At 68.9% G+C, this 14871-nt stretch carries 11 protein-coding genes; 5 read left to right on the top strand and 6 right to left on the bottom strand.

Features of this window, described 5'->3' with window-relative positions; all coding sequences use genetic code 11:
* Position 1: 1 nt before the first annotated feature.
* From VK923_04425 to tig, 4 genes are all read right to left on the bottom strand, one after another.
* The gene (locus VK923_04425; protein HSJ43913.1) at positions 2-2650 is read right to left on the bottom strand and encodes a valine--tRNA ligase; all 2649 of its coding nucleotides are present in this window, start codon (positions 2648-2650) and stop codon (positions 2-4) included.
* Between the two features lie 220 nt (positions 2651-2870).
* Positions 2871-4136, bottom strand: coding sequence for an ATP-dependent Clp protease ATP-binding subunit ClpX (clpX, locus tag VK923_04420; protein HSJ43912.1), 1266 nt, complete (start codon positions 4134-4136; stop codon positions 2871-2873).
* Between the two features lie 179 nt (positions 4137-4315).
* Positions 4316-4948 (bottom strand): ATP-dependent Clp protease proteolytic subunit, encoded by a 633-nt coding sequence (locus VK923_04415; GenBank protein ID HSJ43911.1) that lies wholly within the window; start codon positions 4946-4948, stop codon positions 4316-4318.
* 108 nt (positions 4949-5056) lie between these two features.
* On the bottom strand, positions 5057-6439 hold the full coding sequence (gene tig / locus VK923_04410) for a trigger factor (GenBank protein HSJ43910.1): 1383 nt from the start codon (positions 6437-6439) through the stop codon (positions 5057-5059).
* 257 nt (positions 6440-6696) lie between these two features.
* On the opposite strand from tig, the gene VK923_04405 reads away from it, so the two are divergent.
* Complete coding sequence (locus tag VK923_04405; protein ID HSJ43909.1) at positions 6697-7383, top strand: HAD family hydrolase; 687 nt, start codon at positions 6697-6699, stop codon at positions 7381-7383.
* A gap of 155 nt (positions 7384-7538) precedes the next feature.
* A complete protein-coding gene (locus tag VK923_04400) occupies positions 7539-8483 on the top strand; it encodes a carbohydrate kinase family protein (protein HSJ43908.1) in 945 nt (314 codons plus the stop codon).
* A gap of 48 nt (positions 8484-8531) precedes the next feature.
* On the opposite strand, the gene VK923_04395 is transcribed toward VK923_04400, so the two are convergent.
* Together VK923_04395 and VK923_04390 are read right to left on the bottom strand one after the other, a co-directional pair.
* Complete coding sequence (locus VK923_04395) at positions 8532-9674, bottom strand: hypothetical protein (GenBank protein HSJ43907.1); 1143 nt, start codon at positions 9672-9674, stop codon at positions 8532-8534.
* Positions 9675-9740: 66 nt separating this feature from the next.
* Positions 9741-10553: a class I SAM-dependent methyltransferase gene (locus tag VK923_04390; GenBank protein ID HSJ43906.1), complete on the bottom strand. Its 813-nt coding sequence runs from the start codon at positions 10551-10553 to the stop codon at positions 9741-9743.
* Between the two features lie 189 nt (positions 10554-10742).
* Here VK923_04390 and VK923_04385 point away from each other — a divergent pair, with 189 nt between their 5' ends.
* The 3 genes from VK923_04385 to metK all read left to right on the top strand — a co-directional run bounded on the left by VK923_04385 (position 10743) and on the right by metK (position 14772).
* Positions 10743-11810, top strand: coding sequence for an adenosine deaminase (locus VK923_04385; GenBank protein HSJ43905.1), 1068 nt, complete (start codon positions 10743-10745; stop codon positions 11808-11810).
* 184 nt (positions 11811-11994) lie between these two features.
* Positions 11995-13452, top strand: a complete 1458-nt coding sequence (gene ahcY / locus VK923_04380; GenBank protein ID HSJ43904.1) for an adenosylhomocysteinase — start codon at positions 11995-11997, stop codon at positions 13450-13452.
* A gap of 99 nt (positions 13453-13551) precedes the next feature.
* Positions 13552-14772, top strand: coding sequence for a methionine adenosyltransferase (gene metK, locus VK923_04375; GenBank protein HSJ43903.1), 1221 nt, complete (start codon positions 13552-13554; stop codon positions 14770-14772).
* Positions 14773-14871: the final 99 nt, after the last annotated feature.

Genomic DNA, 14871 nt, shown 5'->3' with positions numbered 1-14871 from the left:
CTCACTGGTCGAGGCTGTGGAGCTGGGCGTCGAGCCGCTCGATCGCCTGCTGCCACTCGTCGACCTTCTCGCGCTCGGCCTGGACGACGTCGGCCGGAGCTCGCGTGACGAACCCCTCGTTGGCCAGCTTGCCCCGCGCGCGGGCCAGCTCGCTGCGGGCACGCTCGCGCTCGCGCGCGAGCCGCGAGCGCTCCTCGTCGAGATCGATCAGGCCGGCCAGCGGCACGTAGAGGTCGGCGCCGTCGACGGTCACGCGCCCCAGGGGGCCGGCCCCACCGTCGGCGTCGTCGGCGAACTGCCAGCCGTCGACACCGGCCAGGCGGCGGATGCCGTCCAACGCACCCTCGAGGACGGCCCGCTGGCTGTCGTCCGCGACCGCGACGACGTCGATGCGTGCCGATGGCGGCAGGACATGGTCCGAGCGGAACCTGCGGAGCTCCGACACGACCTCGGTCAGCGCGCCGAACTGCGCCTCGGCGACGGGGTCTCGCCGCTCCGGAGCCGCTGTCGGCCACGGTGCGCGCTGAATCGTGGTGGCGTCGTCGGCGTCGTGCAGCGTCCGCCAGACCTCCTCGGTCAGGAACGGCATCAGCGGGTGCAGCAGGCGCATGGTCTGGTCGAGCACGTGACTGAGGGTCAAGCGAGCAGCCGCGCCGTCGGCGCCGTCACCGGTCCGCAGCTTCGCCAGCTCGAGGTACCAGTCGCAGTACTCGTCCCACGTGAAGTGGAACAGGGCACGCGCCACACGGCCGAGGTCCCACTCGCCCATCGCCTCGTCGACCTCGCCACGCACATCCTCGAGCCGCGACAGGATCCAGCGGTCCTCCAGCGCGAGCGCGTCGACGTCGGGCACCTCGGCAGCGTGCGCCGGATCTCCCAGCGACAGCAGCACGAACCGCGCGGCGTTCCACAGCTTGTTCGCGAACCGACGCGCGCCCTCGACCCATTCCTCCGCCAACGGCGCGTCCTGCCCGGCCGTCGAAGCACGCAGCAGCGCGAAGCGCAGGGCGTCGGCTCCGTAGCGGTCGACGAACTCCAGCGGGTCGATCACGTTGCCGAACGACTTGGACATCTTCTTGCCCTCGCGGTCGCGGACCATCCCGTGGTTGTAGACCACGCGAAACGGCACGTCTCCCATCATCGACAGGCCGGCCATCAACATCCGCGAGACCCAGAACGTGTTGATGTCATAGCCGGTCTCGAGCACGGCCGTCGGGTACCAGGTGTCGAGCTCGGGGGTGCTCGTCGTCTCGCCGTCCCAGCCCAGGTTCACGAACGGGAAGAGCTGCGAGCTGAACCACGTGTCGAGCACGTCCGGGTCGCGCTCGAGGCCGAGCTCGGCGACCTCTTCCGGGGTCGGATCCGTGCGCCGGACATGGATGGCGCCGTCGCGGTCGTACCACGCCGGGATCTGGTGGCCCCACCACAGCTGCCGGGAGATGCACCAGTCGTGGAGGTTCTCCAACCAGTCGAGGAACGTCTTGGTGTTGCGCTCGGGGATGAAGCGGGTCCGCCCGTCACGCACCGCAGCGATCGCGGGCTCCGCCAGCGGGCCCATGCGCACGAACCACTGGTCGGACAGCCGCGGCTCGACGATGGTGTTGCAGCGGGAGCAGTGACCGACCGAATGGACGCGCGGCGACACGCCGACCAGCAGACCGAGGGCATCCAGGTCGTGCTTCACCCGGCGCCGCGCCTCGAACCGGTCGAGGCCCTCGTACGGCCCGCCGTTCTCGTTCACGCGGGCGTCCTCGGTGAAGATGTTGATCGCCGGCAGATCGTGGCGCTGGCCGATCTCCCAGTCGTTGGGGTCGTGCGCCGGCGTGACCTTGACGGCGCCGCTGCCGAAGTGCGGATCGACGTGCGCGTCAGCGATGATCGGCAGCTCGCGGTCGACCAGCGGCAGCATGACCGTCGTGCCGATCAGGTCGCGGTAGCGCTCGTCGTCGGGGTGGACCGCCACGGCCGTGTCACCCAGCATGGTCTCGGCGCGCGTCGTCGCCACGACGACACCCTGGGAGCCGTCGGTTCCCGGGTAGCGCAGCTCCGCCAGCTCCCCCTCCTCGTCGACGTGGTCGACCTCGATGTCCGACAGCGCCGTGTGGCACCGCGGGCACCAGTTGATCAGGCGGTACCCGCGGTAGATCAGGCCCTCGTCGTACCAGCGGCAGAAGACCTCGCGGACCGCCCGCGAGCGCTGCTCGTCGAAGGTGAAGATCTCGCGGTCCCAGTCGAGCGCCGCGCCCAGGCGACGGTGCTGATGCTGGATGAAGGGGCCGGTCTCCTCGACGAAGGCCCAGACCCGCTCGAGGAACTGCTCGCGGCCGAGGTCGTGCCGGGAGATGCCTTCCTCGGCAAGCATGCGCTCGACCACGTTCTGGGTCGCGATGCCGGCGTGGTCGGTGCCCGGCAGCCACACTGCGTTGCGCCCCGACTGACGCGCGTGGCGGATCATCGCGTCCTCCACAGCCGCGGTCAACGCGTGGCCCATGTGCAGGCTGCCGGTCACGTTCGGCGGCGGCAACGTGATGGCGAACGGCTCCCCCGGGTCGTCGGGCTCGGCGTGGAAAAAGCCCCGTTCCTCCCACCACGCGTACAGTCGGGCTTCGACCTCGGCGGGGTCATAGGTCTTCGGAAGCGTCCTGGTCATTGCTCGCGCCATGTTCGTCGGTGCGGGTGTGTCCTGGCGGCACGCGCCGGGTCCACGGCCCGGCTCGCGTGCGGGCGTCCCTCGTGGGGACGCAACCAGCGCGATGTGAGCGGATCGTTCCCCACGCCGCGCCGTGGCGCCGTCGCCGGCGCTCGGCACGACGCGGACGCGCGCCCAAGGATAGGCCCCGCGGCGGGTGGCGGGTGACGCGACGCTCGAGCTAGGCGGAGCGGCGGCGCTTGGGTGCGGGCTCCGCGCGCGGGACGAGCGTCGGGTTCACCCGCTCGCGTACGACCTCGCCGGTGATCACGCACTCGCCGACGTCGCCGCGGCTGGGCAGCTCGTACATCGTGTTGAGCAGGACCTCTTCGAGGATGGCGCGAAGGCCACGGGCGCCGGTGCCACGAAGGATGGCCTGGTCGGCGATCGCCTCCAGCGCGTCGTCGGAGAACTGAAGGTCGACCCGGTCGTAGTCGAAGAACTTCTGATACTGCTTGACGAGCGCGTTCTTGGGCGCCGTGAGGATCCGCACAAGGGCGTCGCGGTCGAGGGGATCGACGCTCGACACGACCGGCAGCCGCCCGACGAACTCTGGGATCAGGCCGAACATGATCAGGTCCTCGGGCAGGACCTCGCTGAACAGGAACGACAGGTCCTTCTCACTGTGGCTGCGCACGTCCGCACCGAAACCGACCCCGCTGCGGCCGATGCGACGCTCGATCACCGTGTCGAGGCCCGCGAACGCGCCGCCACAGATGAACAGGATGTTGGTGGTGTCGATCTGGATGAACTCCTGGTGGGGATGCTTGCGCCCACCCTGCGGCGGCACGCTGGCCACCGTGCCCTCCAGGATCTTCAGCAGCGCCTGCTGCACGCCCTCACCTGACACGTCACGGGTGATCGACGGGTTCTCGCTCTTGCGGGCGATCTTGTCGACCTCGTCGATGTAGATGATCCCGGTCTCGGCCTTCTTGACATCGAAGTCGGCCGCCTGGATCAGCTTGAGCAGGATGTTCTCGACGTCCTCGCCGACGTAGCCGGCTTCGGTCAGCGCGGTGGCGTCGGCGATGGCGAACGGTACGTTGAGCAAACGCGCGAGCGTCTGGGCGAGCAGCGTCTTGCCCGACCCCGTCGGTCCCAGCAGCAGGATGTTGGACTTGGCCAGTTCGACCTCGTCCTCACGCTGCCCGCCGACCCGGATGCGCTTGTAGTGGTTGTAGACGGCGACCGCGAGCGCCTTCTTCGCCGCGTCCTGACCGACGACGTAGTCGTTGAGGAACTCGTAGATCTCGACCGGTTTGGGCAGCTCTCCGGAGACGAGCTCGGTCGCGTCGGAGAACTCCTCCTCGATGATCTCGTTGCACAGGTCGATGCATTCGTCACAGATGTAGACACCGGGTCCGGCGATCAGCTTCTTGACCTGTTTCTGGGACTTGCCGCAGAACGAGCACTTCAGCAGGTCGCCACTCTCACCGAACTTCGCCATGTCGCTGGCTCGCTCCCTTTGCCGCTGATCGACTCGGTCACCCTACGCCCATCGGCGAGGGTCTCATCGTACCGGGCACGAAGGGTCCTGGGAAAGGTGCCCGGGACCCGTCGGCTCGTGATGCGCACTGACGTCGCCGCGCTCCACGGCCCGACCGGCCAGCACGGCGAGCACGTACCTTAGCTGGCGGCGAGCTGGACTTCCTGGAGGCGGCGCGACTGGAGTACCTGGTCGATGATCCCGTACTCGACAGCCTCCTCGGCCGTCATGATGAAGTCGCGGTCGGTGTCCTCCGTGATCTTCCCGAGCGGTTGACCCGTCTTCTCCGAGAGGATCTGGTCGAGCAGTTCGCGGATCCGCTGGATCTCGCGCGCCTGGATCTCGATGTCCGACGACTGCCCCTCCGCACCGCCGTGGGGCTGGTGGATGAGGATGCGCGCGTGGGGAAGCGCGAACCGCTTGCCCTTGGTGCCGGCCGCCAGCAGGATCGCGGCCGCCGAGGCGGCCTGCCCCATGCAGATCGTCGTCACGTCGGGCTTGATGAACTCGATCGTGTCGTAGATCGCCAGCGCGCTCGTCACCGACCCACCCGGCGAGTTGATGTAGAGGTTGATGTCCTTGCCGGGGTCCTCACCCTCGAGGTGGATCAACTGCGCCATGATCACGTTCGAGATCTCGTCGGTGATCGGCGTCCCCAGGAAGATGATGCGGTCCTTAAGCAGCCGCGAGTACAGGTCGAACGACCGCTCGCCACGGTTGGTCTGCTCGATGACCATGGGCACGAGGTAGTTCATCGGCGACGAGGTGGACATTGGTGTGCTCCTTGGTCGTCCACGTGCGCGGTTGTCGACACCTTAGCGCCGTCGCCGCCCGGTGGGGCGGGCGGATCGCACCCGTCAGGCCTGGTCGGACGCCACCGGCTATCCGTCGGTCCCATCGGCCGTCGCGTCTCCGTCTCCGGCGGCCTCGTCGTCGCCCTCGGGCCCGTCCTCGACGTCGCCGTCGACCACCTCGTCGACCTCCGGTGGTGGGCCGTCGGTGATCTCCACGCGCTCGATGATGTGATCGATCGTCTTGCGACGGAACGCGTCGGAGAAGAGCACTCCCAGACGCTCAGGCTCGCTCATGAACTCGGCGAGCTGGTCCGGAGGCATCTGCAGCCGCTGGGCCTCCTCGAGCAGCTGCCGGGTCAGGTCGTCGTTGGTCACCTCGACACCGGCGTCACGGCCGATCCGGTCGACGACGAGCTGGGCGCGCACGGTCCGCCGAGCGTTGTCGCGCAGCTGCTCCTGAAGCTCCTCGAAGGTGGTCCCGGCGGCCTGCAGGTACTGATCGAACGGGATCTCGTGCTGCTCCGCGTCGCGCGCCAGGCGCGCGAGCTGGAACTGCGCCTCCTGCTCGACGAGGGCACGGGGCAGCGGCACGTCGACCAGCTCGCTGACCGCCTCCACCACACGACCGCGCAATGACTCGCGCGCGCGCCGCAGGTTCTGCTCGGCGAGCTGCGAGCGCATGCTGGCCCGCAGCTCGTCGATCGTGTCGAACTCGCTGGCGGTGATGGCGAAGTCGTCGTCGGCGTCGGGCAGCCTGAGCGCCTTGACGTCCTTGACGATCACGGTGAAGTCGAGCTCCCGCTCGTGGTCGTCGAAGGTGTCGGTGAACTTCACGATGTTGCCGGGTGTCTTGCCGAGCAGCTCGCGGTCAAGCGCCTGGCCTGTCTGCTCCGGGTCGTTGACCCGATACAGCTGGTCGTCCATGCGGGCGTCCTCGACCGGCTCCCCCCGGTAGGTCGCGCTGACGGACAGAACGGCCAGGTCGCCGATCTGAAGCGGCCGGTCGACCGTCTCGGCCTCGGCGAAGCGCTCGCGGAGCTGGTCGAGCTCGGCGGTGACGTCCGCGTCGGTGACCTCCCACGCGGGATGGGACACCCGCACACCCTCCACCGCGGGCGGATCGAAGTCGGGGCGCACCTCGACGGTGGCGGTGAACGCCGCGTCCTTGCCCTCCTCGAAGGTGTCGAGCTCGTACTCGGGCTGGCCGACCGGCTCGACCTCGGACTCACGCACCGCCTCCGCGTAGAACTGCGGCAGGGAGTCCTGGACGGCGTGCTGGATCACCGCGCCCCTGCCCAGCCGGCTCTCGAGGACCTTGCGCGGCACGCGGCCCTTGCGGAAGCCGGGGATCTTGACCTCGTCGGCGAGGTGGCGGGCCGCCTCGTCGAGCGCCTCCTTGACGCGGGGGCCCTCGACGGTGACGGCGAGCTTGACGGTGGTGTCGTCGACACGTTCGACGCGCGTGTCCACTGGAAGTGGCCTTTCAGCAGGGGTGGAGAACAACTGTCGGCGGATCCGGTCCTCTGGTTGGTCCGTGCGACCACGATCCGCGCTGCATGCGGTCCGCGCATCGTAGCCCGCCCCGCGACGGCGTGCCCTCGCCCACGGGCGTGGTCGAGCGCTCTGGACCACCACCGCGTGTCGCTGCCTTCACCAACATCGGCGACAGGTGGCGGCGGGAGCGTCCCGGCGTAGGGTTGCGGATGATGCGCCCGGCCGACCCCTCCGTGACCGTCGTCGGACTCGACGGCGACGACACGTTGTGGCACAACGAGTCGATCTTCGCGACGACACACGAGCGCTTCCGCGTGATGGTGGAGCGCTACGCCCCCGATGCGGGCATCGACGAGCGGCTGCTGACGACGGAGCGGCGCAACCTCGAGTTGTTCGGCTACGGGGTGAAGGGCTTCGCCCTGTCCCTCATCGAGACGGCGATCACCGTCACCGACGGCAGGATCGCCGCACACGACGTCGCCCGCATCGTCGACTGGGCCAAGGAGATGCTGCGCCATCCCGTGGACCTGCTCGACGGCGTCGCCGACACGGTCGCGCACCTCGCCACCAACTATCGCCTGGCACTCATCACGAAGGGCGACTTCTTCCACCAGGAGTCCAAGGTCGCCCGGTCGGGCCTCGCGGAGCACTTCGACATCGTCGAGATCGTGACCGAGAAAGACCCTGCCAGCTACCGCCGGGTGCTCGCACGCGCCGGCGTCGATCCGGCGTCGTTCGTGATGGTCGGCAACTCGCTGCGCTCCGACGTGCTGCCGGTGCTCGACATCGGCGCCCACGCGGTGCACATCCCCTACCAGTTGACCTGGGAGTACGAGCAGGTCGCCGACCACGAGCACGACGGCCGCCCCTACGCAGAGCTGAGCGACATCCGGGAATTGCCGGACCTGCTCGCGCACTGAGCGGCGGGGCGCGGCGCATGGTCCGTTCACGGCATGGACAGGCTGATGTCGACCACGCGTCACAAGCACTACATTCACGTGGTTTGCAGACCCCGAGCAGGTGGCGGCCGCCGATGCGCATCGCGTGCACTGGATCGATCGCGAACGATTATCTGATGACGTTCCCCGGCCGCTTCCACGAGCAACTCGTGGAGAGCCAGCTCGAACGGCTCTCGCTGAGCTTCCTGGTGGACTCGCTCGAGGTACGCATCGGCGGGGTCGCGGCCAACATCGCCTTCGGCATGGGGCTGCTGGGCCACCGCCCGATCCTGGTCGGCGCAGTCGGGCATGACTTCCCGGCAGAGCACGAGCAGTGGCTCCGCGACCACAACGTCGATCTGGAGTCGGTGCGGGTGTCGGCGGACCTGTACACCGGCCGGTTCCTGTGCACCAACGATCAGGCCGAGAGCCAGATCGCGTCGTTCTACCCGGGCGCGATGGAGGAGGCCCGCGAGATCGCGCTGGCACCGGTCGTCGAGCGCGTCGACGGCCTCGATCTGGTGGTCGTCTCACCCAACGACCCGGTCGCCATGGAGAATCACACCCGCGAGGCCACCCAGCTGGGCATCGATGTGCTCGCCGACCCCAGTCAACAGATCGCCCGGCTCGACGGGGACGCACTCAGGCCGCTGATCGACGGTGCCGCCTACCTGATCGCCAACGACTACGAGCGCTCGCTGATCGAGCGCAAGACAGGCTGGACCGGCGACGCGCTGCTCGACCGCGTCGCCATCTGCGTCACCACCCACGGCCCGAAGGGCTGCCACATCGAGCAGGTCGGCCGGGACCGGATCGAGGTCGGCGCCGTCACCGTACGCGACGACGTGGACCTCGAGCCGACCGGTGCGGGCGACGGCTTCCGGGCGGGCTTCCTGTCGGGTCTCGCCTGGGGCATGAGCCTCGAGCGCAGCGCCCAGGTCGGTTCGCTGCTCGGGGTGATGGCGCTCGAGAGCGTCGGGCCACAGGCGTACACCGTCGACGTCGGGACGGCGCACGAGCGGCTGGTTGCGGCCTATGACGACGAGGCTGCCGACGAGATCGTCGACCACCTGCCGGCCTGACGGACGACGCCGCCGGTCCACGGCGACGTCGTCGTGTGTGCCGCCGGGTTACAGGCCGAGCTGCTCGGAGGCCATCTCGGCGCCGCGGACCCGGTTGGTGATCTTCTGGAAGGCGACGTCGCGGGCGAAGTCGGGGGATCCGTGCCTGGGCTTGTCGTCGATGCTGAACGGCGAGAAGCCGCAGTCGTCGGTCGCCCCGAGTCGCTCCCGGTCGATGTGGTTGGCCGCCGTCACGAGGTCGTCGCGGACCTGGTCGGGGGTCTCGACCCTCGGGTTGAGCGGGTCGATGACGCCGATGAACGCGACCTGCGCGACGCCGTTGGCGTCTTCTCGGCTGTGCTCTCCGATCAGGCGGTACACGTACTCCTTGTCGCGCTCGCTGGCGAGCTGGATCAGGAAGTAGCCGGCGTTCATCTTGAACATGCTGGGCAGCAGCTCGGCGTAGTCGACCTCGGCGCTGTGCACCGAGTCCATGTCGCCACCGGGGCACGTGTGGACGCCGATGTTGACCCGCTCCTCGGGCGTGAACCTGTCGAGCACCCGGTTGTTCAGCTCGATGAACTCGCTCAGCATCCCGCGTCCGGTCCACGGGTTGCGTGGATCGTTCTTCTGCGCCAGCCGCCCCTCGGTGAAGTCGATCGAGACGCGCTGCGCGCCGGTCTCGAAGGCCTGCCGGATGTCGCGTTCGGTCTCGTTGCACAGGTCCTCGAGGAACTGCTCGCGTGGGTAGCCGCCGACCTCGTCGTCCAACGGATAGAGCAGCATCAGCATCGACGGGGCGATCACGGCCTGCTTCATGGGCTTCGTCGCCATCGGCAACGACTTCGAGAGGTAGTCCGAGGCGTAGGTCTGGTAACGGAACGGTCCGGCGGTCAGGCGCGGCAGCTGCCGGTGGTGGCCGTCGTCGAAGATTGCGAAGTACTGGCCGTCCGGGGCCAGGTTGTCAGCCAGACCGGTCCCGGCCAGCGTGTCGACGATCGGGTAGGTCGCGAAGCTGGACGCGCGCTGCTCTCCGTCGGACACGATGGGCGACCCGGTGGCCTCCATCCGCTCGATCGAGTCGCGGCAGGCCTCGTCCTGCAGCTGCTCCAGCTCCTCCTTGGAGATCTCACCCAGGTCGTACCTACGGATGGCCTCCTGCAGGCGTGAAGGACGCGGGAGTGAGCCGACTGGCTCGGTGGGGATTGGCATGGTTCAGCTCCTCACATGGTGATGCTGGCCTCGCGCGATCGACATCAGGGCACCCTCCGCGGGCGGTCAATCGCGCCGCTGCGGCGCCGCGGCCAGCTCGACGGCGTCGATGTGCTCCAAGAAGTCAGCGGGGATGTCAGCGTTCTTGCGGCCCGCGATCGCAAAGTAGAACAGCGGCTCACCGTCGATCGACAGGCGGTGGCGGTAGCGCTCCATGTGGTAGACGTCGACGTACTCCGAGAAGATCAGCTCGCGCAGCGTCTGGGAGAACCCGGTCGTGTCGCTGCGGTCCAGGAACGACTCCTTGATGTTGAACGCGATCCAGCCGGGTGTGTCGATGAGGTTCAACGCCTCGACGAAGGCCGCGGCCGGGATGTCACCGAAGCCCAGCGCCGCGACGACCACCAGCGTGTTGAAGCGCCAGGACAGCAGGTCGGAGCGCAGCTCGGTGCTCAGGTTGGTGATGTCCACCGTGTGGTAGGCGTCGTACACACCCGGACGGTCGCGGTACAGCGCCTGTTCGGCATCAGGGATGATGTCGATGCCGACCAGCCGCGACACGCCCTCCTTCTTGAGCTCCTCGCCCATGATCCCGTTGCCGGCACCCAGGTCGAGCACCCGCAACTCGGTGACGTGCATGTCGGACTGAGCGACCGCGGACTGCAGGATCTGGGCCACCTTCCGGGGCGACGAGCACTTGAGGCGGTCGTAGAACAGCTGCTCGTACAGGCCCGGACGACGATAGATCTCGTCGTAGTCGTGGAAGCGGATCCAGGTGTCGCCGCTCTCCTCGACGAGCTGGAAGTACGCCTCGTCCTGTGCGAGCCCGTCGCTGCGCTCCCGCGGGAACGCCAGCCGGTACCTGGGCCGACCAGTCATGTCCATCCCTGTACTCGACGGGCAGTTCGGCTGAAGTCCGACGACCCGCGGGCGTCGGCGCTGCCGTGGATCGAACGGCTGCACGGCGCGTGCCGCCAGCGCGGGCCGGCCACGGCCGACCCGACTCGACTCGACTCGAACGGCATAATGCCCCCCAGCAGCGCGGCTACACACGGGGAGTTGGTGCGCATGGCCGTTGACATCGACACGATCCGCAGGGCACCGAAGGTGCTGCTGCATGATCATCTCGACGGTGGCCTGCGCCCGGCGACCGTGATCGACCTCGCCGGCGACATCGGCTACGGCAACCTGCCGACCAAGAACCCCGACGAGCTGCAGTCGTGGTTCACCCGCGGCGCAGACCGGGGCAGCCTCGAGACGTACCTGGAGGGGTTCGCCCACACCGTCGCGGTCATGCAGACTCCCGAGGCGCTGCATCGGGTGGCCGCCGAGTGCGCCGAGGACCTCGCCGACGATGGCGTCGTGTACGCCGAGGTTCGATTCGCGCCGGAGCTGCACACCTCGATGGGTCTGTCGCTGGACCGGGTGGTCGACGCCGTGCTGACCGGCTTCCGCGACGGCAGCGCCGATCGTGACATCACGATCGGCACCCTGGTCACGGCGATGCGCACGGCGGCCCGCTCACGGGCGATCGCAGAGCTGGTCGTGCGCTGGCGCGACGATGGCGTCGTCGGCTTCGACATCGCTGGGGCGGAGGCTGGCTATCCGCCCACACGACACCTCGACGCGTTCCACCTGATCCAGCGCGCGAACTCCCACATCACGATCCATGCCGGCGAGTCGTTCGGGCTGCGGTCGATCTGGGAGGCCGTTCAGTTCTGCGGTGCCGAGCGGCTCGGCCATGGCGTGCGGATCGTCGACGACATCGACACGACGACCGATCCGCCGACACTGGGCAAGCTCGCCGCGTTCATCCGCGACCGGCGAATCCCGCTCGAGATGTGCCCGACCTCGAACGTCCACACGCGAGCGGCGCCGTCGCTGGCCGAGCACCCGCTGGACCTGCTGCGACGCCTGCGCTTCCGCGTGACCGTCAACACCGACAACCGCCTGATGAGCGACGTGACCCTCAGCTCCGAGCTGGCCGCCGTCTCCAAGACGTTCGGCCTGGGCATCGACGAACTGCGGTGGCTGACCGTCAATGCGATGAAGAGCGCGTTCTGGCCATTCGACGCGCGGCTCACGCTGATCGACGACGTGATAAAGCCCGGGTTCGCTGCGCTCGGTGCACGCTGACGCCGCTGGCCTCCGCCGACGCGACGCTACGCTTGGGCGCCGACAGGCCGGCGTGCCGTGGCATCACGCACATCACGGGCGACCGGCGCCACAGCAGACCATCACCGCGCCGAGGGCCGAGGCGGCGTTGACGCCGGACCCGACGACAGCTGATCCGCGCCCATACATCCAGGAAGGCACCGTCGTGCAGGACCGCTCCCTACTGACCGCGTCTGACTTCAGGGTCGCCGACCTCGGGCTGGCCGCACTCGGCCGCCGCGAGATCGAGCTGGCCGAGGAGGAGATGCCGGGCCTGATGGCGCTGCGCGAGGAGCACGGTGAACGGCAGCCGCTGGCCGGCGCGCGCATCACCGGCTCGCTGCACATGACGGTGCAGACCGCGGTGCTCATCGAGACGCTCATCGCGCTCGGCGCGGACGTCCGTTGGGCGTCGTGCAACATCTTCTCGACGCAGGACAGCGCCGCCGCGGCGGTCGTGGTGGGCCCGGACGGTACGGGCGAGGAGCCTCGGGGCGTCCCCGTGTTCGCCTGGAAGGGCGAGTCCCTCGACGAGTACTGGTGGTGCATCGACCAGACGTTCCGCTGGCCTCACCACGCCGGTCCCACGTTGATCCTCGACGACGGCGGTGACGCCACGCTGCTCGTCCACAAGGGCGTCGAGCACGAGAAGGCCGGCGCCGTGCCGCCGGCCTCGGCCGCCGCATCGGCCGAGGAGGCCGTCATCCTCGAGCGGCTGCGGGCCAGCCTGCAGGAGGACGGGCAGCGCTGGACCGGTGTCGCCGCCGACATCGTGGGCGTATCGGAGGAGACCACGACCGGTGTCCACCGGCTCTACCAGCGCCGCGACGCCGGCACCCTGCTGTTTCCCGCCATCAACGTCAACGACTCCGTCACGAAGAGCAAGTTCGACAACCTCTACGGCTGCCGGCACTCCCTGCTCGACGGCCTGAACCGCGCGACGGACGTCATGCTGTCGGGCAAGGTTGCGGTCGTCTGCGGCTACGGCGACGTCGGCAAGGGCTCGGCGCAGGCGCTCAGGGGGCAGGGCGCCCACGTGGTCGTCACCGAGATCGACCCGATCAACGCGCTGCAGGCGGCGATGGAGGGCTACCAGGTCGCCCGCATCGAGGACGTGGTCGACACAGCGGACATCTTCATCACCGCAACCGGCAACCGCGACGTGATCACCGTCGAGCACATGGCCCGCATGAAGCACGGGACGATCCTGGGCAACATCGGCCACTTCGACAACGAGATACAAGTGGCCGAGCTCGCCAAGGTCGACGGCATCGAGCGCATCAACATCAAGCCCACGGTCGACCAGTGGGTGTTCCCCGACGGCCACGCGATCATCGTCCTGGCCGAGGGCCGGTTGCTGAACCTGGCGTGCGCCACGGGCCACCCCAGCTTCGTCATGTCGGCCAGCTTCACCAACCAGGTGATGGCCCAGATGGAGCTGCACACCCGGGAGCAGGAGTACGACACGGACGTCTACGTGCTCCCCAGGCGTCTTGACGAACAGGTCGCCCGCCTGCACCTTGACAAGCTGGGCGTCCGGTTGACCGAGATGACCAAGGAGCAGGCCGCCTACCTGGACCGTCCGGTGACTGGGCCGTACAAGTCCGACCAGTACCGCTACTAGCGCCCCAGGCCGCGCGGACCCACGCGGTCAAGACGCGCGGCACGTGGCCCGACCGCGCGCGCCGTGACCGCGCGCGCTGCATGACGCAAGGAGCACGCAGTGTCCGATCTGAGGTTCTTCACGTCCGAGTCCGTGACCGAGGGCCACCCCGACAAGGTGGCCGACCAGATCTCCGACGCCGTGCTCGACGCCGTGCTCCGCGCCGACTCCGACCCCGACGGTGCGCGGGTGGCCTGCGAGACGATGGTCAGCACCGGGTTCGTCGTCGTCGCGGGCGAGATCTCGACCAACAGCTACGTCGACATCGCCGACGTCGCACGCGAGACCGTGAAGGGCATCGGTTACGACAGTCCACAGGCCGGGTTCGACGGCAACACCTGCGGGGTGTTCGTCGCGATCGACGAGCAGTCGGCCGACATCGCCGGCGGCGTCGACAACGCCTTCGAGTCACGCGACGGCAGCGGGCGCGACCCGCTCGACGTGCTCGGGGCGGGCGACCAGGGGATGATGTTCGGCTTCGCCTGCCACGAGACCGACGCGCTGATGCCGATGCCGATCCAGCTGGCGCACCGCCTGGCCGAGCGGCTGGCGGCGGTTCGCAAGGATGGCACCCTGCCCTACCTGGGGGCCGACGGCAAGACGCAGGTCACCGTGGAGTACGAGCGTGGCCGGCCGGTGCGGGTCGCCAGGGTGCTGATCTCCACCCAGCACGCCGCCGACCTCGACGACAACCCGCTGCTGACCGCGGACCTCGTCGAGCACGTCGTCGCACCGACGATCCCCGACGACACGCCGTGGGACGTCGACGACATCATCGTGAACCCCAGCGGCAAGTTCGTGCTCGGCGGACCGAGCGCGGACGCGGGCTTGACGGGCCGCAAGATCATCGTCGACACCTACGGCGGCATGGCCCGGCACGGCGGCGGCGCGTTCAGCGGCAAGGACTCCACCAAGGTCGACCGCTCCGCAGCGTACGCCACGCGCTGGGTCGCCAAGAACATCGTCGCAGCCGGACTGGCCGACCGCGTCGAGCTGCAGGTCGCCTACGCGATCGGCGTCGCGCACCCGGTCTCGGTGATGGTCGAGACCTTCGGCACCGAGAAGGTCGGCCGCGGCACGATCGCCGAGCTGGTGTCCGAGCACTTCGACCTGCGCCCCGGCGCGTTCCGCGAGCTGCTCGACCTGCATCGGCCGATCTACCAGAAGACCGCTGCCTACGGCCACTTCGGCCGCGAGGACGGCGACTTCAGCTGGGAGCGCACCGACAAGGCGGAGGCCCTGGCCGACGCCGCCGGGCTCGCCTCGCCGTCGCTCGCCTAGTCACCGCCGGCGCCGCGCCGTTCCGGCGCACGGACTGGCCGGGTCGCTATACGATCAGGCCAGTCCGGTGCTTCAGGAGAGGTGACGGGGAGCGATGGC

This window comes from Euzebyales bacterium (genome assembly GCA_035461305.1).
In the GTDB taxonomy this organism is placed as follows: domain Bacteria; phylum Actinomycetota; class Nitriliruptoria; order Euzebyales; family JAHELV01; genus JAHELV01.
The sequence above is the reverse complement of the archived record's forward strand: the minus strand, read 5'-3'. Positions and strand labels throughout refer to the sequence as shown.

Bases quoted from the DNA above. Each gene is read 5' to 3' on its own strand.
- VK923_04385 (HSJ43905.1), top strand. From the start codon at position 10,743: ATGGCCGTTGACATCGACACGATCCGCAGGGCACCGAAGGTGCTGCTG.
- VK923_04415 (HSJ43911.1), bottom strand. From the start codon at position 4,948: ATGTCCACCTCGTCGCCGATGAACTACCTCGTGCCCATGGTCATCGAG.
- VK923_04395 (HSJ43907.1), bottom strand. From the start codon at position 9,674: ATGCCAATCCCCACCGAGCCAGTCGGCTCACTCCCGCGTCCTTCACGC.
- VK923_04425 (HSJ43913.1), bottom strand. From the start codon at position 2,650: ATGACCAGGACGCTTCCGAAGACCTATGACCCCGCCGAGGTCGAAGCC.
- clpX (HSJ43912.1), bottom strand. From the start codon at position 4,136: ATGGCGAAGTTCGGTGAGAGTGGCGACCTGCTGAAGTGCTCGTTCTGC.
- VK923_04390 (HSJ43906.1), bottom strand. From the start codon at position 10,553: ATGACTGGTCGGCCCAGGTACCGGCTGGCGTTCCCGCGGGAGCGCAGC.
- VK923_04400 (HSJ43908.1), top strand. From the start codon at position 7,539: ATGACGTTCCCCGGCCGCTTCCACGAGCAACTCGTGGAGAGCCAGCTC.